Annotated in this window: 22 protein-coding genes and 1 pseudogene; 16 read left to right on the forward strand and 7 right to left on the reverse strand. The window is 62.0% G+C overall.

Annotated features, from left to right (window positions below; genetic code table 11):
- Positions 1–2 precede the first annotated feature (2 nt).
- The 10 genes and pseudogenes from QWI75_RS00700 (at position 3) to QWI75_RS00750 (ending at position 9,665) form a co-directional block, all read left to right on the forward strand.
- Complete coding sequence (locus QWI75_RS00700; RefSeq protein ID WP_289266760.1) at positions 3–3,107, forward strand: efflux RND transporter permease subunit; 3,105 nt, start codon at positions 3–5, stop codon at positions 3,105–3,107.
- A 176-nt stretch (positions 3,108–3,283) separates the two neighbouring features.
- Positions 3,284–3,820, forward strand: coding sequence for a DUF8737 domain-containing protein (locus QWI75_RS00705; RefSeq protein WP_289266761.1), 537 nt, complete (start codon positions 3,284–3,286; stop codon positions 3,818–3,820).
- Between the two features lie 163 nt (positions 3,821–3,983).
- Positions 3,984–4,462 (forward strand): annotated as a pseudogene (locus QWI75_RS22560) (VOC family protein).
- A gap of 260 nt (positions 4,463–4,722) precedes the next feature.
- Entirely contained in the window at positions 4,723–5,181 is a 459-nt protein-coding gene (locus QWI75_RS00720) for an SRPBCC family protein (RefSeq protein ID WP_289266764.1), read from the forward strand.
- Between the two features lie 51 nt (positions 5,182–5,232).
- Positions 5,233–5,640 carry a VOC family protein gene (locus QWI75_RS00725; RefSeq protein WP_289266765.1) on the forward strand — a complete coding sequence of 136 codons (408 nt, stop codon included), beginning with the start codon at positions 5,233–5,235 and terminating at the stop codon, positions 5,638–5,640.
- A gap of 49 nt (positions 5,641–5,689) precedes the next feature.
- Entirely contained in the window at positions 5,690–6,070 is a 381-nt protein-coding gene (locus QWI75_RS00730; protein WP_289266766.1) for a VOC family protein, read from the forward strand.
- 102 nt (positions 6,071–6,172) lie between these two features.
- Positions 6,173–7,639: a nucleoside hydrolase gene (locus QWI75_RS00735; protein WP_289266767.1), complete on the forward strand. Its 1,467-nt coding sequence runs from the start codon at positions 6,173–6,175 to the stop codon at positions 7,637–7,639.
- A 108-nt stretch (positions 7,640–7,747) separates the two neighbouring features.
- Positions 7,748–8,350: a DUF1579 domain-containing protein gene (locus tag QWI75_RS00740; RefSeq protein ID WP_289266768.1), complete on the forward strand. Its 603-nt coding sequence runs from the start codon at positions 7,748–7,750 to the stop codon at positions 8,348–8,350.
- 109 nt (positions 8,351–8,459) lie between these two features.
- Entirely contained in the window at positions 8,460–8,918 is a 459-nt protein-coding gene (locus QWI75_RS00745; protein ID WP_289266769.1) for a DUF2214 family protein, read from the forward strand.
- A gap of 81 nt (positions 8,919–8,999) precedes the next feature.
- A complete protein-coding gene (locus QWI75_RS00750; protein WP_289266770.1) occupies positions 9,000–9,665 on the forward strand; it encodes a PIG-L deacetylase family protein in 666 nt (221 codons plus the stop codon).
- A 189-nt stretch (positions 9,666–9,854) separates the two neighbouring features.
- Here the strand turns inward: QWI75_RS00750 and QWI75_RS00755 are convergent, their stop codons facing one another.
- Together QWI75_RS00755 and QWI75_RS00760 are read right to left on the reverse strand one after the other, a co-directional pair.
- Positions 9,855–10,067: a type II toxin-antitoxin system HicA family toxin gene (locus tag QWI75_RS00755; RefSeq protein ID WP_289266771.1), complete on the reverse strand. Its 213-nt coding sequence runs from the start codon at positions 10,065–10,067 to the stop codon at positions 9,855–9,857.
- Complete coding sequence (locus QWI75_RS00760) at positions 10,064–10,327, reverse strand: type II toxin-antitoxin system HicB family antitoxin (RefSeq protein ID WP_289266772.1); 264 nt, start codon at positions 10,325–10,327, stop codon at positions 10,064–10,066. Before QWI75_RS00760 ends, QWI75_RS00755 begins: the two co-directional genes overlap by 4 nt.
- 365 nt (positions 10,328–10,692) lie before the next feature.
- Between QWI75_RS00760 and QWI75_RS00765 the strand changes: the two genes are divergently transcribed.
- Positions 10,693–11,298 carry a YqgE/AlgH family protein gene (locus QWI75_RS00765; protein WP_289266773.1) on the forward strand — a complete coding sequence of 202 codons (606 nt, stop codon included), beginning with the start codon at positions 10,693–10,695 and terminating at the stop codon, positions 11,296–11,298.
- A 503-nt stretch (positions 11,299–11,801) separates the two neighbouring features.
- On the opposite strand, the gene QWI75_RS22565 is transcribed toward QWI75_RS00765, so the two are convergent.
- Together QWI75_RS22565 and QWI75_RS22570 are read right to left on the reverse strand one after the other, a co-directional pair.
- Positions 11,802–12,050 carry a type II toxin-antitoxin system Phd/YefM family antitoxin gene (locus QWI75_RS22565; protein ID WP_370693532.1) on the reverse strand — a complete coding sequence of 83 codons (249 nt, stop codon included), beginning with the start codon at positions 12,048–12,050 and terminating at the stop codon, positions 11,802–11,804.
- On the reverse strand, positions 12,047–12,346 hold the full coding sequence (locus QWI75_RS22570; RefSeq protein ID WP_370693533.1) for a type II toxin-antitoxin system RelE family toxin: 300 nt from the start codon (positions 12,344–12,346) through the stop codon (positions 12,047–12,049). The genes QWI75_RS22565 and QWI75_RS22570 overlap by 4 nt, the downstream gene beginning before the upstream one ends.
- 285 nt (positions 12,347–12,631) lie before the next feature.
- Between QWI75_RS22570 and QWI75_RS00770 the strand changes: the two genes are divergently transcribed.
- The 3 genes from QWI75_RS00770 (at position 12,632) to QWI75_RS00780 (ending at position 14,858) form a co-directional block, all read left to right on the forward strand.
- On the forward strand, positions 12,632–13,021 hold the full coding sequence (locus QWI75_RS00770; RefSeq protein ID WP_289266774.1) for a VOC family protein: 390 nt from the start codon (positions 12,632–12,634) through the stop codon (positions 13,019–13,021).
- 73 nt (positions 13,022–13,094) lie between these two features.
- Complete coding sequence (locus QWI75_RS00775; RefSeq protein ID WP_289266775.1) at positions 13,095–13,544, forward strand: OsmC family protein; 450 nt, start codon at positions 13,095–13,097, stop codon at positions 13,542–13,544.
- 84 nt (positions 13,545–13,628) lie between these two features.
- The gene (locus tag QWI75_RS00780) at positions 13,629–14,858 is read left to right on the forward strand and encodes an RNA polymerase sigma factor (protein ID WP_370693605.1); all 1,230 of its coding nucleotides are present in this window, start codon (positions 13,629–13,631) and stop codon (positions 14,856–14,858) included.
- Between the two features lie 68 nt (positions 14,859–14,926).
- Here QWI75_RS00780 and QWI75_RS00785 read toward each other — a convergent pair whose 3' ends face one another.
- Positions 14,927–15,097 carry a hypothetical protein gene (locus QWI75_RS00785; RefSeq protein ID WP_289266777.1) on the reverse strand — a complete coding sequence of 57 codons (171 nt, stop codon included), beginning with the start codon at positions 15,095–15,097 and terminating at the stop codon, positions 14,927–14,929.
- Positions 15,098–15,463: 366 nt separating this feature from the next.
- Between QWI75_RS00785 and QWI75_RS00790 the strand changes: the two genes are divergently transcribed.
- Complete coding sequence (locus QWI75_RS00790) at positions 15,464–16,825, forward strand: AlkA N-terminal domain-containing protein (protein WP_289266778.1); 1,362 nt, start codon at positions 15,464–15,466, stop codon at positions 16,823–16,825.
- Positions 16,826–16,827: 2 nt separating this feature from the next.
- Positions 16,828–17,313, forward strand: coding sequence for a methylated-DNA--[protein]-cysteine S-methyltransferase (locus tag QWI75_RS00795; RefSeq protein ID WP_289266779.1), 486 nt, complete (start codon positions 16,828–16,830; stop codon positions 17,311–17,313).
- A gap of 12 nt (positions 17,314–17,325) precedes the next feature.
- On the opposite strand, the gene QWI75_RS00800 is transcribed toward QWI75_RS00795, so the two are convergent.
- A complete protein-coding gene (locus QWI75_RS00800; RefSeq protein WP_289266780.1) occupies positions 17,326–17,697 on the reverse strand; it encodes a VOC family protein in 372 nt (123 codons plus the stop codon).
- Positions 17,698–17,723: 26 nt separating this feature from the next.
- Positions 17,724–18,434, reverse strand: coding sequence for a helix-turn-helix transcriptional regulator (locus tag QWI75_RS00805; RefSeq protein WP_289266781.1), 711 nt, complete (start codon positions 18,432–18,434; stop codon positions 17,724–17,726).
- Between the last annotated feature and the right edge of the window lie 2 nt (positions 18,435–18,436).

Raw genomic sequence — 18,436 nt, forward strand, 5'->3', positions numbered from 1 at the left:
AGATGCGTTCGTTCACCGATACCTTCATCAAACATCCCGTGCTGGCGGTGGTCGTCAACCTCGTCATCGTGCTGGTCGGGTGGCGGGCGCTGACCGTCCTGCCGGTGCAGCAATATCCGAAGATCGAAAGTTCGTCGGTCATCATCACGACGGTCTATTACGGCGCCAGCGCCGAAACCGTGCGCGGCTTCCTGACCACGCCGATCGAGCGCGTCGTGTCGGCGATCAGCGGGGTGGACTATCTGGAATCGACCAGCCGCGCCGGCCTCAGCACCGTGACGGTGCACCTGAAGCTCAACCACAGCAGCACGGCGGCGCTGGCCGAGGTCACGGCCCGGCTCCAGCAGGTCCGATCTGAGCTGCCTCAGGAGGCCGAGCCGCCTGTGGTCGAGGTGCAACGGGCGGACCGGCCCTACGCCTCGTTTTACCTGAGCTTCACGTCGACAGAACGGAGCGTGCCGGCCGTCACCGACTGGCTGCTCCGCACGTTGCAGCCGCAACTGGCCACACTGCCCGGCGTTCAGCGCGTGACGATCGAGGGAGGCCGGCAGATCGCCATGCGCGTCTGGATCGACCCCGATCGCCTGGCCCTGTTCAACCTTTCTCCCGGCGACGTGCAGGAATCCCTGCGGCGCAATAACTACCTGGCCGCGGTCGGACGGACGAAGGGCAATCTCGTGCAGGTCAACCTGCTCGCGAACACCGACCTGCGTTCCGCCGAGGAGTTCGAGAACCTGATCGTCGCCGACCGCGGGGGCGCCATCGTGCGACTGAGCGACGTGGCGCGGGTCGAACTCGGGGCCGAAGAGGCCGAGGTCATCGCCAAGTACGGCGCGAAGGAAGGCGTCTATCTGGGCGTGTGGCCGCTGGTCGGCTCCAACGAGATCGAGGTCGCACAGCGGCTGCGCGAGGAGATGGACCGCATCAGGCCCACGCTGCCCAAGGACATCGACATGCGGCTGGTGTGGGACGGCACGATGTTCATGAGGAATGCGCTGGAAGAGATCACGAAGACGCTGGCGGAGACGATCGCGATCGTCGGGTTGGCGGTGTTCCTGTTCATGGGCTCGGTGCGCACCGCGCTGGTGCCGCTGCTCGCCATGCCGGTCTCGCTGATCGGCGCGGCGATCGTCATGCTCGCGTTCGGGTTCAGCCTGAACCTGCTGACGATCCTCGCGATCGTGCTCTCGGTCGGACTCGTCGTGGATGACGCGATCGTGGTCGTGGAAAACGTCGAGCGGCACGTGCGCCGGGGCAAGTCGCGGATCGATGCGGCGCTGATCGGCGCAAGGGAATTGCTCAGCCCGATCATCGCGATGACGATCACGCTGGCCACGGTGTATGCGCCGATCGGCTTTCAGGGCGGCCTCACCGGGTCGCTGTTTCTTGAATTTGCCATCACCCTGGCCGCCGCCGTGGTCGTGTCAGGCATTGTGGCGCTCACGCTCTCGCCGGTCATGAGCTCGCGATTCGTGCACCCGCAGGGCAAGGAGGGCCGGCTGACCACCCTGGTCAACCGGGGCTTCGAGCTGGTGCGCCGCGCCTACGCCAGGCTGCTCGACGGCGCGCTGGCAATGCGCTGGGCCATTGTCGCGGCGTCGCTGTTGATCATGGTCGCCGCCTGGCCGTTGTACATGTTCTCGCGTCAGGAACTGGCGCCGGTGGAGGACCAGAGCCACATCAGCCTCTTCTTCGAGGCCTCGCCCGACTCCACGTTGGCCGCCACCAACCGCGAGCACCTCAAGATCGTGGATGCCATCACGGCATTTCCGGAAACGGATTTCACCTGGTCGCTGACGTCGGCCTGGGGAGGATTCGGCGGCCTGGTCGCGCAAGATTGGAAAGTGCGCGCCCGGTCGACCGAAGAGATGTTCGGCGAGGTCTACGGCGCGGTGTCGCAGGTGCCGGGCCTGCGGGTGTTCCCGCGCCTGGACCCGCCCCTGCCCACCCCGGGCCAATACGATGTCGAGCTGGTGCTCCAAAGCGACAGGCCGGCCGAACAGATGCTGGAGACGGTCGGCGCCGTGCTCGGCGCGGGCTGGCAAAGCGGAAAGTTCCTGTACGTGGACACGGACCTGAAGATCGACCTGCCGCAGGCGCGGGTCGTGCTCGACCGCGAGCGCCTCGCCGACCTGGGGCTGGATCTGGCCGGAGTCGGCCGGGAACTCGGGACGATGCTCGGCGGAGCCTACGTGAACCGCTTCAACTTCTTCGACCGCAGCTATAAGGTGATTCCGCAACTCGGCGACGAGGACCGCGCCACCGTCGGCCCGCTGCTTGACCTCAAGATCAAGACGCCGGGCGGCCAGCTCGTGCCGGTTTCGACCTTCACGCAGATCGAGACGAGCACCGCGCCGCGCACCTTGAACCGGTTCCAGCAGCGCAACGCGGTGCGGATCTTCGGCGGGGTCAAGCCGGGCGTCACGAAGGATGAGGGACTGCGGGTGCTCGAACAGGCGGCAACCGCGGCGGGAGGACCGGGCGTCGTGCTCGACTATGCGGGAGAGTCGCGGCACATCCGCCGAGAGGGTTCGGCGCTCACCGTCACGCTGGGGTTCGCGATCGTGCTCATTTATCTGGTGCTGGCGGCGCAGTTCCACAGTTTTCGCGACCCGTTGATCGTGCTGTTGGGCTCCGTGCCGCTGGCGATCTCCGGCGCGCTGGTGTTCAGTTTCCTGGACCTCACCACGATCAACATCTACTCGCAGGTCGGGTTGATCACCCTGGTGGGGCTGATCGCGAAGAACGGCATCCTCATCGTGGAGTTTGCAAACACGCTGCAAGCGCGCGGCCTCTCGAAGGTGGCCGCCTTGCGCGAGGCGGCGTTGACCAGACTAAGGCCGGTGCTGATGACCTCGGCCGCCACGGTCTTCGGACACCTGCCGTTGGTGTTGGTGTCCGGGCCGGGGGCCGAAGCCCGCAACAGCATTGGGATGGTGCTGGTCACCGGCATGACGGTCGGCACCTTGTTCACGCTGTTCGTCGTCCCGGTGTTCTACTCGCTGATCGCGTCTCAACATCAGACGGTCCCGGAGCAGGAGGAACGAGCGGAGCGGGAAGTGCGGGAGGAAGTGGATTACGACGGGCTGCTGGCAGCGGGGAGCTAGGGGTGAAGTAGGGCAACACTCATCCGAATACATCATGGAGGCCGGCGATGTTGTCATCGGATCACATTCACCACAGGTCGCAGATCACCGCATCCGCGGTCGCTATCCTGACGCTGTGGCTTGCGGTGGTCATGCTGCTCGCCGCCCGTGGAGCCTATAACAGGGATCCCGGGAGCTTGCCGCTGCCGATCCTTCTTGGTGTGACCTTCCCGATCATGGTGTTCCTCACGCTCTATTCGGTCTGGCCGACGTTCCGCTGGTTCATCCTCTCTCTCGATCTGGTCCCTGTCACCGCGATTCAAGCGTGGCGATTCGGCGGGCTCGGCTTTCTTGCGTTGTACGCGTACGGGATCCTGCCCGGCCATTTTGCTTGGCCCGCCGGACTCGGCGATATGGCGATCGGCGCTTCCGCCGTATGGGTCGCCTGGGCGTTGAGTCGCAGACCGCAGTTTGCTTCGAGCCGTTCATTCGCGATCTGGAACCTTCTCGGGATAGTCGACCTTGTAGTCGCGGTCGGTGTGGGAGCGGCGTCGTCCGGCTTGGGGCTTGGCGAGTACGGAGAGATCACGACAGGTCCCATGGCTCGGATGCCGCTGGTGTTGGTCCCCGGCTTTCTGGTGCCTTGTTTCATCATGCTGCACCTGACCGCGCTCATTCAGGCGCAAAGGTTGATCATGTCAGGAGGGTTCTGGCAAACAGGCTTCAGCCGATGAGAGCTGTAGCCCGCAATGTCATGCACAGGTTCGGCCGTCGGCGCGGCGTTCCCGGCAAGTTAGATGGTCTCATCGTTGCGGGCATGAACGAGGGTTGTGCGGCCGGATCGAGCGGTGTGTCGTCACGCGAAGAGCGTTCGGCTTTCCACGAAGGAGGTCGTCCATGTCGGGCAAAGTGAACGCGATCCCCGTGGGGTATGAAGGCGCGACACCCTATCTCATCGTCAAGGACGCGACCCGCGCATTGGAGTTTTATCAGAAGGCCTTCGGAGCCACGGAGATCATGCGTATTCCGGCTCCGGAAGGAAAGGTGGGCCACGCGGAATCAAGATCGGGGCCTCGCTCATCATGCTGGCCGATGAATTCCCCGACATGAATTGCAGGAGTCCTCAGTCGTTCGGCGGCACACCCGTGAGTATCATGGTGTACGTCCAGGACGTGGACCGGTTCGTCAATCGAGCGGTTGCCGCCGGGGCCACGGTGCTCAGACCGGTTGAGAACAAGTTCTATGGCGACCGCGCAGCCAGCCTCGAAGATCCCTTTGGGCATCAATGGCATTTCGCCACGCATGTGGAGGACATGCCTCCCGATGAACTGGCGAAACGGGCCGAGGCTTTCATGAAGCCGAAGGGCGGCGCGTAAGCCATTGTCAGGCGAGGGCGGCGCGACTAATCGCAGAGGTGGGACAACACACAGGGCAATGAGAAGATTGCACATGGTGAGCCCGACAGCCTCGGGCAGTCGTTGTTGTCAGGCCTTACAGAGGCTTCAGGGCCATTGTCGATTTCCGGCTGTCCGGTTCGACTAAAGGGTAGGGTCATAAGACAAGCAGCCAGAACCAACCGAAGGCGCCTGTTCTGATCGCTTGAGAACTTCAAGTTGCCCTAATGTGGAGGTGTGACATGGCGGACATTATTCATCGCGTGGGAATCAAGGCTGGTCCTGACAAGGTGTTCAGGGCGCTCTCGACGATCGACGGACTGGCCGGTTGGTGGACCACCGACACGAGTGGCGTCGCTGATGTTGGGAAGATCATTTCCTTTCAGTTTCGCGACCCCAACGGAAAGACGATTGGCGGATTCGACATGGAAGTGGTGAAGCAAGAACCCGCCAAGAAGGTCCAGTGGAAGTGTGTTAAAGGGCCCGAGGAATGGATCGGTACGGACATCACTTTCGATTTGAAACAAGAGAACGACTTCACGATTGTCCTGTTCGGCCATCGGAAGTGGAAGGAGTCCAGCGAGTTTACCGCCCATTGCAGCACGAAATGGGCGGTCTTCCTGATAAGTCTCAAGGAACTCGTCGAAACCGGGAAGGGCAGACCTTCTCCGAGAGATATCAAGATCGACAATTGGAATTAGCTCGGAAGAGGTGCCGCCTATGACGGGGTCCACCACAAAAAGGAGTCGGACATGATCGGCAAAATCTTCGTGAATCTTCCCGTAAGGGATCTGGACAAATCGATGACGTTCTTCAAAGCGATCGGCTTCTCGTTCAATCCGCAATTCACGGACAAGACCGCAGCCTGCATGGTCATGAGCGACGATATCTACGCCATGTTGCTGACCCATCCAAAAATCAAGCAGTTCACCAAGAAACAGGTCGCCGATGCTCACGAGACCACCGAGGTCCTGACCGCCCTTTCGGTCGAAAGCAAGGCAAAGGTTCACGAGATGGCCGATGCCGCGACCCGGGCCGGCGGGAAGGAGGCGCGCGAGCCCCAGGATTACGGGTTCATGTTCGGGCGGAGCTTCGAGGACCCCGACGGGCATATCTGGGAAGTCTTCTGGATGGACCCGGCCCACGTGCAGAAGGGATAAGCGTTCGTATTGGAGCCGATAGCTCACGAGGGATGCAGAAAGATCGACTATGGCCATCACGTTGAATCATACGATCGTGCCGGCGCGCGATAAAGACGCTTCGGCCCGCTTCTTCGCGGATATCTTTGGATTGAAGTATGAAGGGTCGAGTGGATACTTCGCGCCGGTGCGGGTCAACGAGACCTTAACCCTGGATTTCGACGACGATGTCGAGGGGTTCGACATCCACCACTATGCCTTCCACGTGAGCGATGAAGAGTTCGACGCCATTTTCAGCCGGATCCAACAGGCGGGGCTGGCCTACGGCAGCGAACCGTGGAATCTGGAGAATCGAAAGCTGAACAACTGGAACGGCGGCCGGGGCGTCTACTTCCGCGATCCCAACGGACATATCCTCGAATTGCTGACGCGCGTTCCCAGCGGGGGCTGATGGAATCCGGCAGCCAGTCGCCGGATAGGCCCGGCCCCGTGGCGCAGGAACCGCGAACCTGCCGGCTATCCAGGGTCGGACAAGACGGATGAGATGACTCAGATGACACGAAAGGTCTTCACGTCACGTGCCATCGGAACGATCCTTGCCCTGCTGGCCGTCTCCACGGTTGCGGTCGTGGCGCTGATCCATCAACCGCAGGAGGTCCAACTGGTCACCTTCCTCTTGCCGCTGCTGGCCGTCTGGTACCTGCGCTCGAAAGGCTGGAGCGACGCTCGGTTGAGTTGGCAACTGCCACTTGCAGGGTACGCCTCGACCTTTGCGATTGGAGCGGGCCTGAGCCTATCCAATCAAGACCTGCGCACGGACGTGGAGCTGGTCGGAGCCTCGGCCTTTGCGGTCGTGACGGTTCTTGGGATCGCGCACCTGTACAAGGGCGTCCGTGCTCTTCCCGGAGAACAGCCGCCGCAGTGGAAGAAGGATGCCGCCGCCGGCCTGGTCTGTACCCTGCTGTTGGTCTGGGCAGTATCCTCGTTAGCCTATGCCTCTTACGAGGCCAAGCATCATGCCATACCGGTCAGCGCGATCTCGGGACAGCAATCCGCGGGCACTCCGCAGACGGCCAAGCCGGCGTCGGTCTGGATCGACACCGATCCTGCGTGCGGCGCCGGCACGACCGTCGATGTCGACGACTGTTGGGCGTTGCTGGCCGCCGTCCGTTCCCCGGAGCTGGCCATTCGCGGGATCAGCACGGTCTTCGGCAATCAGGACGGTCGCCGGGTCCACCGCGTGATTGAAGAGGTCCTGGCTCGCCTGGCTGGTGGACAACCGGCGGACGCCGCTCCATTCCAACTGCACGCGGGCAGCTCGGTCAGGGGTGGATCGGCCTGGCGCCCGACGCCGGCCTCGCAGGCATTGGCCGCAGCCCTGGAGCGGGAACCCTTGACCATCCTCGCCCTGGGACCCCTGACGAATATCGCGACGCTTCTCAGGCATCGCCCGGATCTCACGGAGCGGATCGAGCGGATTGTCCTCGTGGGAGGCAAGCGTCCCGGCCAACTCTTTCATCCCGGCCATCAATGGTGGTTCCACTTCGGCGACTTCAACATTGCCCAAGATCCTGACGCGGCCCGGATTGTGCTGTACTCCGGAGCGCCCGTCACGCTCGTGCCCTTCGACCTAGCCACGAAGTTGGTCGTCACCGAAGCCGATCTCGAACGCCTGCGCGAGGGCGATGGGGCCGCCAAATGGCTGAGCGAGGTCAGTCAGCCGTGGCTCTCGTTCTGGAACACGATGTTGGGGAAGCCGGGGTTTCATCCCTTCGACGTGTTGGCCGTGGCCTACGCCGCCATGCCTGAACACTTTCGCTGTCGGCGGATTCCGGCGCGGATCGGCTTCAACCTCTTCCTGGAGCCGTTCGGGATGGGACGTGATCTGGAAGTGGCCAAGGGCCTCCATGGTCCGCTCGTGACCGATTGCTACGATCTGGACCGCGAAGTCAAGGATGTGGTGCTCACCAGAATTCTTGGAGAGTCCTACGCCGCCTTCGACGTGAGCCGGGCCATGTAACGGTCTTGCAGCGGCGCATCTCCCTCGGGGAACCAAACCAGCGCTGCGGCTGAGTCCTTTTCGTGCGACGATCGCTCAAAAAGAACATTGAACAAAAGGAGGCCAACCATGCGACGCACACTCATCACCCTCACCTGTCTCTGTCTTGTCATGGCCGGATCGCTCGCGGCGGCAAAAGAAAAGAAACCCTCAAAGCAGATGGACCAGCAGGCGATGATGGAGCTCTATCAGAAGCTCGCCATGCCGGGCGAGCCGCACAAGTTGCTGGCGAGCCTGGCCGGGAGCTGGACGACCCAGACGAAAGAATGGATGGAGCCGGGCAAGCCCCCCACGGAAGCGACCGGCACGGCGGACATGAAGATGGTGCTGGATGGCCGCTTTCTCCAGCAGGAATACAACAGCACCATGATGGGCCAGCCTTATACCGGCATCGGGGTCACCGCCTACGACAACCTGCGCAAGAAGTACGTCTCGACCTGGATCGACAGCATGGGCACGGGGATCTTTGTGATGGAAGGCACGGCCTGCCCCGACAGCAAGACGATCACGCTTAAAGGATCGCACCCTGAGCCGGACGGGGGACAGATGACGCATCGCGCGGTCTGGAAGATTGTGGACGACAATACCCAGACCTTTGACATGTACGGGACGCATGGACACGGGAAGGAAATGAAGATGATGGAGATCACCTACACACGCAAGCAAAGCTGAGAAACAAGGCGGCCGTTCATAGCACTTGTGAGCGGTCGCCTCCCCTGATCCCATTCCTCTGGCGCATCAGTCCCCTGCACTGCGCGCTTTGACCGTCGGACATGACCCTATGACCACAGCAGCAGTGATGGCCTTTCTTCACCATGTCGCGGCGTTCACGCTCGTGGGCGCACTGATGGCGGAACTCGCGCTGTTCGGAGCCGCTCTCGACCTCAGGCAAGCGCGGAGGGTGCAGCGTGTTGATGCGGCTTACGGAATGTCGGCGGGCGTCTTGTTGGTGGCCGGCCTGCTGCGGGTGTTGTACTTCGAGAAGGGCGCCTCATACTATTTTCATAATGCGTTCTTCCTCGCGAAGGCGGCGCTCTTCCTCCTCGTCGCGCTGCTCTCGCTCTATCCGACCCTGCTGTTTCTGTCGTGGAACAAACAGCTCAAGGCAGGCGGCCTGCCTCGCCTTGAAGAGGCTCAGGTGCGACGAGTGCGCGCGGTCATGCTGGTGGAGTTGGCAGGAGTCGTCGGAATCGTGTTCTGTGCCTCGCTCATGGCGCGTGGGAGCGGCATGATCGAATGACCGCATCATGCCATCGGCACTTGCTCCATGCCCTACGCCTTATACAATAAGCTATACGCTCTGCCGCCTTCTTGTCGGCCTATGAGTCGCCAGATCCTCATTGTCAGCGCGCACCCCGATGACATGGAAATCGGTATGGGAGGAACCGTCGCCAAACTGGTTGAGGAGCGCGCTGAGATTACCTCTCTTGTCGTGACAGATGGCGGCCGGGCCTCGAACCCCTTCGGCTGGACGGAACAACGAATGGCTGACGTGCGGCGGACTGAAGCCCTGCGGGCCGCAGAGGTCTTGGGTGTAACGGAGGTCATCTTCTGTGACCAGCCGGACGCGGCGGACGAGGTTGATGAAGTGGCAGTCAGGCGGAAGCTCGTCGCGGTCATGACTCGCCTCAAGCCCATCGAGGTCTACACGCTTCACGAAGAACTCGATCGACATCCGGGCCACCGCCAGGCGGGCCGGCTGGTGCGGGAAAGTGCCGCTGAATCGGATCTCATGCCGAGCGGAGGGGTGTGGGCCTATGAAGTCTGGGGTCCGTTCGCCAGGTGGGATCGCCTGGAGTACATCGATGTCTATGTGGAGAAAAAGAGGCTGGCCATCGCGGAACATCGCAGTCAGGTGGCAACGATCCCTTACGGGGACGGGGTGTTGGGATTGAACCGTTGGCGCGCCGTGTTTGCCGATCCCATGGCCGAAACCCCAGCCGGCACCTATGCGGAAGTATTCCTTCGTGTGGCCATCGGGCGATAGGAAACGGTGTCGGACCCGTTGTCGTCCTCGCGAGAGCCAGGCTACGAGCAGTCAGCTATCAGCATTGTTCGTTCACCCTCAGCACTCAGCACTTAGAACTCAGCACTGCCCCTCTTCAAGTTGACACAACGGCCAGCGGGTCGTAGCTTGTAACCGGCTGAACATTCGATCGCCGCTGTTTCGCGCCCTTCAAAGATCATCCGGCATGAGCCCCGTCACCTTGGATATACGCGCCAGCATGCGCGGCCCGATTTCGTCCCGGTCGTGAAATGCGAAGACGACATCGGGCCAGCCGGTCCGTTGGGGGACTTTGTGGGAACCAGTCGTCCGTTTGATTTGCCAACCGATGCAGAGAAGTGCGGGGAGAACCCGGGAGGCTTGTGTTGAAGGCCAGCGGCTCATGCCGCAATGAAGGAGACGTTCAGCAGTTCCTCAGGTACCGCTTCGTTGTGTTCGAGACGATCGGCCATCGCGCGAAGGGCCAAGGCTTGAACTGCGGCGAGCGCAGCAGCTCGTGTCTGGCCATAAGCCATCACACCAGGCAACGTCGGCACTTCACCAATCCATCGGCCATCTTCTTCCTGTTCCAACTCAATCTTGAGCTGTGTCACCTTCGCCATGGCTTTCCTCAAAAATAGATGACCCCAGCCCGCATTATTCATGACAGTTCGTCGCGAAATTGCGGAGTCGCCAGGCGAGACGGGCGCACGGAGCCGCGAGGAAGGGAGGCAGACTTGAAACAGTCTGTTGACCGACCGAGCGGCGAGTCCGCCCGGCAACATGCCGCCGAAGCCGCATGTTGGCTTGTCGCAGCGGCGAATCCACAATTGCAGCAGAAGTGCTCATGAATAATGCGGGCTAGGCTAAGCCCGAGCCCGTGGAAAAGCAAGTCGCCAAGAGCACTGCCGTGCGCCGTGAAATGGTGCCTGACAAGGTGTTCTTCGTCTAAAATACCTCATTGCCTTTCCCCATGCTGCCCATGTCTGAATACTCGGGCGCCTCGGGTCTCGCTGGTGCACGGAAAGTCATGGCGAGTGTCCTGCTCGCGGGATGCTTGGCCGTCCTGGAGACGATTCCGGCTGTGGCGGGGACCGAGTTCTCGCCGTCGTCGGTCGCGAAGGGCGTGCTGCTCGTCGCCAGCCCAATGCTGAACGATACGAACTTTCATCAAACTGTCGTGCTCATCCTGGAGCACGGGCCCGAGGGAACGCTAGGGCTCGTGCTGAATCGCGCCACGAACGTCCTCCTGTCCGAGGCGTTGCCAGAGGTCACCGTGCTCAAGGGGACCAGCTACCGGCTGTTTGCAGGCGGGCCGGTCGAGCCAACCCGCCTGCTCCTGCTGTTCCGCGTCAAAGAGCCTCCGGCGGACGCGCGACCGGTTTTCGACGGGGTCTATGTGGGAGGCACCACGGCGGTCCTGGAACAGATCATCACGCAGGGTAAACCGACCGAAACCTTCCGGGTATTTGCCGGTTCTGCCGGGTGGGCTCCGGGACAACTGGCATTTGAAATGCTCCAGGGGGCCTGGGCCACGCTGCAGCCTGGTTCGGTCGACATCTTCGAGAGGGACCCGGCCACATTCTGGCAGGACTGTCTCAGTCGCCTCCAAGCGCCCAGGGTGATCTCCAATTAGGGAGAGAGGGGGCGGTCTGGGCTATCCCTCCTGCTCGCCGCCCGCGCACACAATATCAATCACATTGTTCGATTGCTGGCGGTGCTCGGTCAATGTGTGCAATTGAGGGACAGATCCAGACCACCCCTCGAGGGGAAGAAGTACGAGCAAGCTTGGAAGGAGCATAGGGATCTGTGCTCGCGGAACGCGCACACCCGCCGGCGTTATTCGTCGTAATTAATACGTGCATTTCGCCATGTCGCTGAGTTGACACTCATATTTGGCAGAAGGAGAAAGGGTCAGGCCTTGTAATCGCACATGGTCGGTCAGCAGACCCTCTCAAAGTCCAGTTTGCTCGACATGCGGACGCTGTCGATGCGGGTTCCGGACCGTTTGAACACCACGCGATAGTCGCCGGCTCTCAATCGGTACAGGCTCTCCTTGAAGCCCTGCAACTTCTTGATGCGCCTTCCGTCAGGAATGGGATCGCGCGCGACGGTGGGGAAGTATACTTAGTGGATGATTTACTTGCGCCGGCGGAGACCTGCTTTGACTTGGCTCAGCGAACGTGTGGACTGCTTCCGGCGAGCATGAATGAGTTTCCAGAACTTGGGGTCGGTCTGAAGAACGACTGATTCCCAATCTTGTTTGCTCACTCCCACTAGCACTGCGGCTGGCTTGCCTTGGCGCGTAATGACCACTCGGTCATTTTGCGCCTGAGTAACGAACTTGTCGGTGTGTCTCCGCAGGTCTTGGACTGTGGCCTTCTTCATAGGATGTCTTCCGTTGTTCGGCCAGATGGCTTCTTCCGAATGGCTCGAATATACACCACTCGCTCTTCTGCTGCCACGTCGTAAAACACTCGGTAATCGCCGACCCTAAGCTCCCAGATTGGTGGCTCGGCCGTCCACGGTGGGATCAGTCCCATCAAGATCTTTCGATTACGAGAAACCCGAGCCGGTTCATTCGCGAGACTGCGTTCTATGGCGTCGATGATCGTGTTCCGATGGAAGGCCGATAGTCTCTTGAGATCTTGTTCCGCGCCCTTGGCCAATCGAATGTCGTACACATTCGAATCGTGGCATAGGTGCCGCAGGGAGTCAATTCATCGCATCTGGAACTCTTCAAAACAGAGTCCGCGTGCGGCAGTCGCCTAGTTCGCCTTGTTGAGCGTTGGCGGGACCCACGGATGAAGGTGCGGAATTGTCATCGTCAGCGTCGTGGCGACGGCGCACACGGTACCGATGACGAATTAGGTCCAGGTAGCGGGCCGCCTCCCGCTCGTTGACTCAGGCACCCCTCGGCAGTAGCCTACCTCTCTGAAGCCTTCTTGACCTTTATTATGGTTGCTCCGATGCCACGGCGTTTCGATCACGTTGACCTCCGCGTGCACAGCCTGGCCGAGGCGCGGCCGTTTTATGAGACGCTCCTGCCCGCGCTTGGGTTCACGCGCAGGGTCGAAATCGAGGGATGGCTCCAATATGAGGCGGAGGGAACGGATGGCGCGACCGAGTTCGTCGGCGTGACGGAGTCGCCGCAGCACGTGGCGAACGAATGCAGGATCGCGTTCCGGGCCGAGAGCATGCGCGAGGTCGAGCGGCTAGCCGCGATTGCGATTCAGGCCGGCGCGCGACAGGTCGAGGGGCCGCTGTACGAAGAGGCGTCCTACTACGCCGTCTTTTTCCAGGACCCCAGCGGGAATCGCCTGGAAATCTGTTATCGCACCCGCGAAGAGAATCTGTGAGCATGTTAGGTTTGTCCGTGCGGGGGATGGCGATTCATTGGACAAATCGTAACCCTTAGAGAGGGCTTGAGCGATGTCTGAACACAAGGTCACGCTAGAATGGAAGAGAGAATCGGAGAGTTTCTCGTACGAGTCCTATAATCGAGACCATGTGTTGGTATTTGAAGGTGGTGTTCGAGTTCCGGCATCAGCCGCACCAGCCTATCGTGGGAATCCCGCTCACGTGAATCCTGAAGAAGCCCTCGTCGGGGCCTTGTCGAGTTGTCATATGCTGACCTTCTTGGCGCTCGCTTCGAAGAAACAGTTTATCGTTGATGCCTACCGTGATCAGGCTGTTGGGTTTCTGGAAAAGAACGCAAAGGGCAAGCTGGCGGTCACGCGTGTCATCTTGAGTCCTCAGGTCGTATTCGGCGGGACGAATCCCCCAACCGCTGAGCAAATCGTGTCCCTCCATGAACGAGCCCATGCCGAATGCTTCATTGCCAACTCGGTGCTCACGGAGGTGACGGTCTTAGCAGAGTGACAGAGCCGGTTTCTGTCTCTTGTGCCAGCAGGAGGCGATCTCTATGAGGAATTGTCGAAAGTGAGCGACGACGCAGCCAAACCGATGAGCGACGTGGTGGAGGCGGTTTATCGCTCGGAGTCGCGCCAGGTGCTCGCAACGTTGATCCGATTACTCGGCGATTTTGACACGGCCGAGGAGGCGCTGCACGAGGCCTTCGCCGCGGCCGTGGAACAATGGGCGCGGGACGGCCTGCCGGCCAATCCCCGCGCCTGGCTGGTCTCGACCGGCCGCTTCAAGGCGATCGACGGTCTGCGCCGGCGGGCTCGATTCGATGCCTCGCTGTCGGAACTGGCAAAACAACTGGAAACCAGCACCGATGACGCCGCCGAATGGGACGACGAGCACGTCGAAGACGACCGGCTGCGGTTGATCTTTACCTGTTGCCACCCGGCCCTGCCGCCGGAGTCCCAAGTGGCCATGACCTTGCGGGAGGTCTGCGGCCTCACGACCGAAGAGATCGCCCGGGCCTTTCTCACGAAGCCGGCCACGATCGCCCAGCGGATCGTGCGGGCCAAGGCCAAGATCCGAGACGCGCGCATTCCGTACGTCGTGCCGTCGGAGCGCGATCTCCCGGACCGGCTGGAGGCGGTGCTCCGGGTCGTCTACCTGGTGTTCAACGAGGGGTACAGCGCGTCGTCGGGCGGGTCGCTCACGCGGCACGATCTGTCGGGCGAGGCGATCCGCCTGGGACGGGTGCTGATTGCTTTGCTCCCGGAGCCGGAAGCGATGGGCCTTCTGGCGATGATGTTGCTGCAGGATTCCCGGTGCGCGGCACGCACCTCTCCGACGGGCGACCTGATTCTGCTGGAGGAGCAGGACCGCTCCCTGTGGAATCGCGAGCAGATTGCCGAAGGGGTCTCGCTGGTGGAACGGGCGCTGTCCGCTCCCCGCATCGGGCCCTACAGCATCCAAGCGGCGATCGCCGCGGTGCATGCCCAGGCCCCCAGCGCCGCTGCCACGGATTGGGCGCAGATCGTCGGCCTCTACGACCTGCTGATGCAGGCGGAACCGTCGCCGGTGATCGAGTTGAACCGGGCGGTCGCGGTGGCGATGCGCGACGGCCCCTCGGCCGGACTGGCCATCATCGACGCCGTCCTCGCGCGCGGCGATCTCGCGAACTATCACCTCGCGCATTCCGCGCGGGCGGATCTCTGCCGGCGGCTGGAGAAGACGGCGGACGCCAGAGCTGCTTACGAACGCGCCCTTTCGCTCACGCAGCAGGAACCGGAGCGGCGCTTTCTCCAGCGGCGGCTGAGCGAGCTAAAGGACTGAGAGGGGAGTCGTAGGGCGATAGGGCGCTAGATGGAGAAGCGCGAAGAGTTCAGCCATGCGCGCAACGATCAGTTATTGGGCATGCGATCCACCACCCGGTCCCATTCCTTGATGGCTGGTTTGACATGGTGGTTGAGATGGGTCAGGGCTGCATAAAGCCGCCCTTCATACTCATCCCGTTTCTCGTGTGTGGGGGAAAGAGATTTCAAGATCGCCGTCAGTCCTCGATTCTTAATCATGGCGCTTCCCTTTCCTGAGTCGCCGCGTCAAGTTCTCCACGGTCAATTCCCACGCTTTAATCTCGACTGTCCAATGTCGGATGAGACTCAAATTAGGAGTCGTACGCTGACGTTCGAGGACAATCTTGATCTGATGATCCGTGATCCGCTGCTCTGTAACGCAAACCGTACCGTTGTTTCTCAAACGATGTCAACGGCACTTGCCTATCTCACGCCGTACTCAGCTTAAGAAACCCGGTCTGGTGATCAGTCACACTCCCGATTGCGCGCCGGCACCTCGTCTGGTTCTATCCTTCTGTGGATCTGTGGTTGTCATGTCCGAAAATGGCGAGCAGGCGTCGTCTCGCCCTGTCTATAATGACACCCATGACGCTCGATGCCGCTACCTGCTACCGGGCTCTGCGGGCGCGCGATGCGCGCTTCGACGGACGATTCTTCGTCGCCGTGTCGTCCACGCGCATCTACTGCCGTCCCATCTGCACGGTGAAGCCGCCGCGGCCCGAGCACTGCCGTTTCTATCCGAGCGCCGCCGCGGCTGAAGTGGCCGGCTTTCGGCCCTGCCTGCGCTGCCGGCCCGAGCTGGCGCCGGGCAATGCCAGCGTGGACGCGACGACGCGCGTGGCCCAGGCTGCGGCCAGCTTGATCGAAGACCGGACGCTCGAGGCTGAAGGGCTGGCGGCCATCGCGGGGCGCCTCGGCATTACCGACCGGCACTTGCGGCGCGCATTCAGCGCCGAGTTCGGCGTATCGCCGATCGAGTTTGCGCAAACCCAACGTCTGCTCCTTGCGAAGCGCCTGCTCACCGACACCGGCCTGCCGGTCACGGAAATTGCGTTCGCCAGCGGCTTCGGCAGCGTACGGCGCTTCAACGCCCTGTTCAAACAGCGCTATCGCCTGCAGCCTGCACAGTTGCGCCGGCGCCTGAACGGCGAGGCCGTACATATTGGCGACGTCTTGAACTTCGAACTGAGCTTCCGCCCACCCTATGATTGGCCGGCGGTCAGTGCGTTTCTTGGCGCGCGGGCGATTGCCGGCGTCGAGATGTTCGAGGGAACCTGCTACCGGCGGACGGCGCGCATAGCATCGGCGGGTCAGGATTACTTCGGGTGGATAGAGGTAGGGTTGTCGGCGAATAAGCCGGCATTGCGGGTCGCTGTGTCTGCGTCGCTCGCTTTGGTGCTGCCGCCGGTGCTCTCGCGGGTCAAGGCGCTCATGGACCTGTCCTGCAATCCGGCTGAGGTGGCGGCGGCGCTGGGCCGGTTGGCATCGCGCCGTCCCGGTCTGCGCGTCCCCGGAGCGTTCGACGGATTCGAAGTGGCGGTGCGCGCGATTCTTGGACAACAAGTCGCGGTGGCCGCGGCGCGGACGCTGGCTGGCCGCTTTGCGGCCGCGCTCGGCGATCCGATCGAGACGCCGTTTGCTGCGCTCACGATAGTATTTCCCACCGCGGCGCGCGTGGCCGACGGCGACCTCATGCTGCTGCCCAACGCCGATCTCGACGCCACGCTGGAGCGATTGCGCGCGCTGCAGGGCGTCGGCGAGTGGACGGCGCAGTACATCGCCATGCGGGCGCTCGCCTGGCCCGATGCGTATCCCCACACGGATCTCGGCGTGATGAGAGCGCTGGGCGAGAGGGATGCGCGCCGCGTCCTCGAAGCCGGTGAAGCCTGGCGGCCATGGCGCGCTTATGCCGTGATGCACCTCTGGAATGCAATGACACAGGAGTGACCATGTCCTACTACGACTACTATCACAGCCCCCACGGGCGCATGTTGCTGGTTGCCGACGATAGGGCGCTGACAGGCGTCTACTTCGCCGGGCAGAAGTATCAGCCGCGTATCGAACGGGATTGGGTGAGGGATGGGCGGCATGCGCCGATACGGCAGGTAAAGCATGAATTGGAGGAATATTTCGCCGGCAAGCGCAGACGCTTTACCGTCAAGGTCGCGCCGCGCGGCACGCCGTTCCAGCGCGCGGTGTGGAAGGCGATCGCCGGCGTCGGGTTCGGCAGGACCATTCCCTACGCGGAACTGGCGCGCCGCGCCGGCCGTCCGGGCAGTGCGCGCGCCGCTGGCGCGGCCACCGGCCGCAACCCGATCGGCATCATCGTCCCCTGTCACCGTATCGTCGGCTCGAACGGCGCGCTCACCGGCTACGCGGGCGGCTTGGCGAAAAAGCGCGCGCTCCTGGCGCTGGAAGGACGAGCCCAGCTCTAGTCCGCCGCTCCCTCAACCGGGTTTCCGCCGATGAATCGTGATGGAATTGCCATCCGGATCGGACACGACAGCCATGTGGCAGACCGGCGTCTCCAACGGCTCGAGGCGGAACGTGCAGCCGCTTGACCGCAGGCGCGCGACCGCGGCTTCGAAATCCTCCACTTCGAGACCGACCGATCCGCCGCCGGGAGAAGGCTTCCAATCAGGAGCCATGTTGCCGATCGCGAGCGTGCCGGGCCCGATGTCGTACTCGACGAACCCGGTGTCTCCTGTCCCGAAGAACCGGGATTCTTTCAATCCCAGCACCTCTTCGTAGAACCGGCGAGCCCGGCTCAGGTCCGTGACCGGATAGCAGGTAAAGGCGATTTCTGTAATTTTCATCATCCTGTCCTCCGTGTCTTCCTAATTCGTTAGCCCTCCGGATCGAACTCGGAGAGCGGTACCGCATGGGTAGCCTCGAGCCATCGCAAATAGTCGATCAGGCGCTTGCCCGGCACATCCTGAAAGCATGTGTCGAGGATCTGTAGCCCGCTCATGCGGTCCAGGCGAAAACTGCGAAAGTCGCGACGCAGTTCGCACCAAGCCAACATCGTCCAAGTGCTCCCCCAGAAGAAGACCCCGAGCGGCCACACCACACGCCTCGTTTCCCTGTTCTCGGCATCCTTGTAGTCAAGCTGCACGCGACGCTTGTCGTTGGCGGCCGAAATGACGCTGTTGAGATGCGGCTCGCGGGCTCGCTCACGCCGAGGCACATAGACAGGACTCTTCGACATGTCCGCGGCAACGGTGCCGGGCAAGACACTCCGGATTTTGGCCATCGCAGAGATCGCGGCGGAAGAGAGCGGCGCCTCGGTGTTGGCGTACACAAAGCGGAGCCCCAGCTCAATAGTGGTCAATTCCGTGCGATCGAACATCAATGGCGGGAGATCGAGTTTACGCCGCAGCACATAACCGACGCCTGCCTCTCCTTCGATCGGCGTGCCGGACCGAATGAGATCATTGATATCTCGATAGACCGTCCGCTTGGAAACGTCCAGCCTGGCTGCCAGCCACTCCGCCGTGGTCAGCGGCCGCGAGCGCAGGTACTGCACGATCTGAAACAGCCGGTCTGCCCGTCGCATGT

Source organism: Nitrospira tepida (assembly GCF_947241125.1).
Lineage (GTDB): Bacteria > Nitrospirota > Nitrospiria > Nitrospirales > Nitrospiraceae > Nitrospira_G > Nitrospira_G tepida.

Excerpts from the sequence above, each read along its gene's own strand:
- QWI75_RS00700 (WP_289266760.1), top strand. The coding sequence starts at position 3 with ATGCGTTCGTTCACCGATACCTTCATCAAACATCCCGTGCTGGCGGTG.
- QWI75_RS00720 (WP_289266764.1), top strand. The coding sequence starts at position 4,723 with ATGGCGGACATTATTCATCGCGTGGGAATCAAGGCTGGTCCTGACAAG.
- QWI75_RS00725 (WP_289266765.1), top strand. The coding sequence starts at position 5,233 with ATGATCGGCAAAATCTTCGTGAATCTTCCCGTAAGGGATCTGGACAAA.
- QWI75_RS00730 (WP_289266766.1), top strand. The coding sequence starts at position 5,690 with ATGGCCATCACGTTGAATCATACGATCGTGCCGGCGCGCGATAAAGAC.
- QWI75_RS00735 (WP_289266767.1), top strand. The coding sequence starts at position 6,173 with ATGACACGAAAGGTCTTCACGTCACGTGCCATCGGAACGATCCTTGCC.
- QWI75_RS00740 (WP_289266768.1), top strand. The coding sequence starts at position 7,748 with ATGCGACGCACACTCATCACCCTCACCTGTCTCTGTCTTGTCATGGCC.
- QWI75_RS00745 (WP_289266769.1), top strand. The coding sequence starts at position 8,460 with ATGACCACAGCAGCAGTGATGGCCTTTCTTCACCATGTCGCGGCGTTC.
- QWI75_RS00750 (WP_289266770.1), top strand. The coding sequence starts at position 9,000 with ATGAGTCGCCAGATCCTCATTGTCAGCGCGCACCCCGATGACATGGAA.
- QWI75_RS00755 (WP_289266771.1), bottom strand. The coding sequence starts at position 10,067 with ATGAGCCGCTGGCCTTCAACACAAGCCTCCCGGGTTCTCCCCGCACTT.
- QWI75_RS00760 (WP_289266772.1), bottom strand. The coding sequence starts at position 10,327 with ATGAATAATGCGGGCTGGGGTCATCTATTTTTGAGGAAAGCCATGGCG.
- QWI75_RS00765 (WP_289266773.1), top strand. The coding sequence starts at position 10,693 with ATGGCGAGTGTCCTGCTCGCGGGATGCTTGGCCGTCCTGGAGACGATT.
- QWI75_RS22565 (WP_370693532.1), bottom strand. The coding sequence starts at position 12,050 with ATGAAGAAGGCCACAGTCCAAGACCTGCGGAGACACACCGACAAGTTC.
- QWI75_RS00770 (WP_289266774.1), top strand. The coding sequence starts at position 12,632 with ATGCCACGGCGTTTCGATCACGTTGACCTCCGCGTGCACAGCCTGGCC.
- QWI75_RS00775 (WP_289266775.1), top strand. The coding sequence starts at position 13,095 with ATGTCTGAACACAAGGTCACGCTAGAATGGAAGAGAGAATCGGAGAGT.
- QWI75_RS00780 (WP_370693605.1), top strand. The coding sequence starts at position 13,629 with ATGAGCGACGTGGTGGAGGCGGTTTATCGCTCGGAGTCGCGCCAGGTG.
- QWI75_RS00785 (WP_289266777.1), bottom strand. The coding sequence starts at position 15,097 with ATGATTAAGAATCGAGGACTGACGGCGATCTTGAAATCTCTTTCCCCC.
- QWI75_RS00790 (WP_289266778.1), top strand. The coding sequence starts at position 15,464 with ATGACGCTCGATGCCGCTACCTGCTACCGGGCTCTGCGGGCGCGCGAT.
- QWI75_RS00795 (WP_289266779.1), top strand. The coding sequence starts at position 16,828 with ATGTCCTACTACGACTACTATCACAGCCCCCACGGGCGCATGTTGCTG.
- QWI75_RS00800 (WP_289266780.1), bottom strand. The coding sequence starts at position 17,697 with ATGATGAAAATTACAGAAATCGCCTTTACCTGCTATCCGGTCACGGAC.
- QWI75_RS00805 (WP_289266781.1), bottom strand. The coding sequence starts at position 18,434 with ATGCGACGGGCAGACCGGCTGTTTCAGATCGTGCAGTACCTGCGCTCG.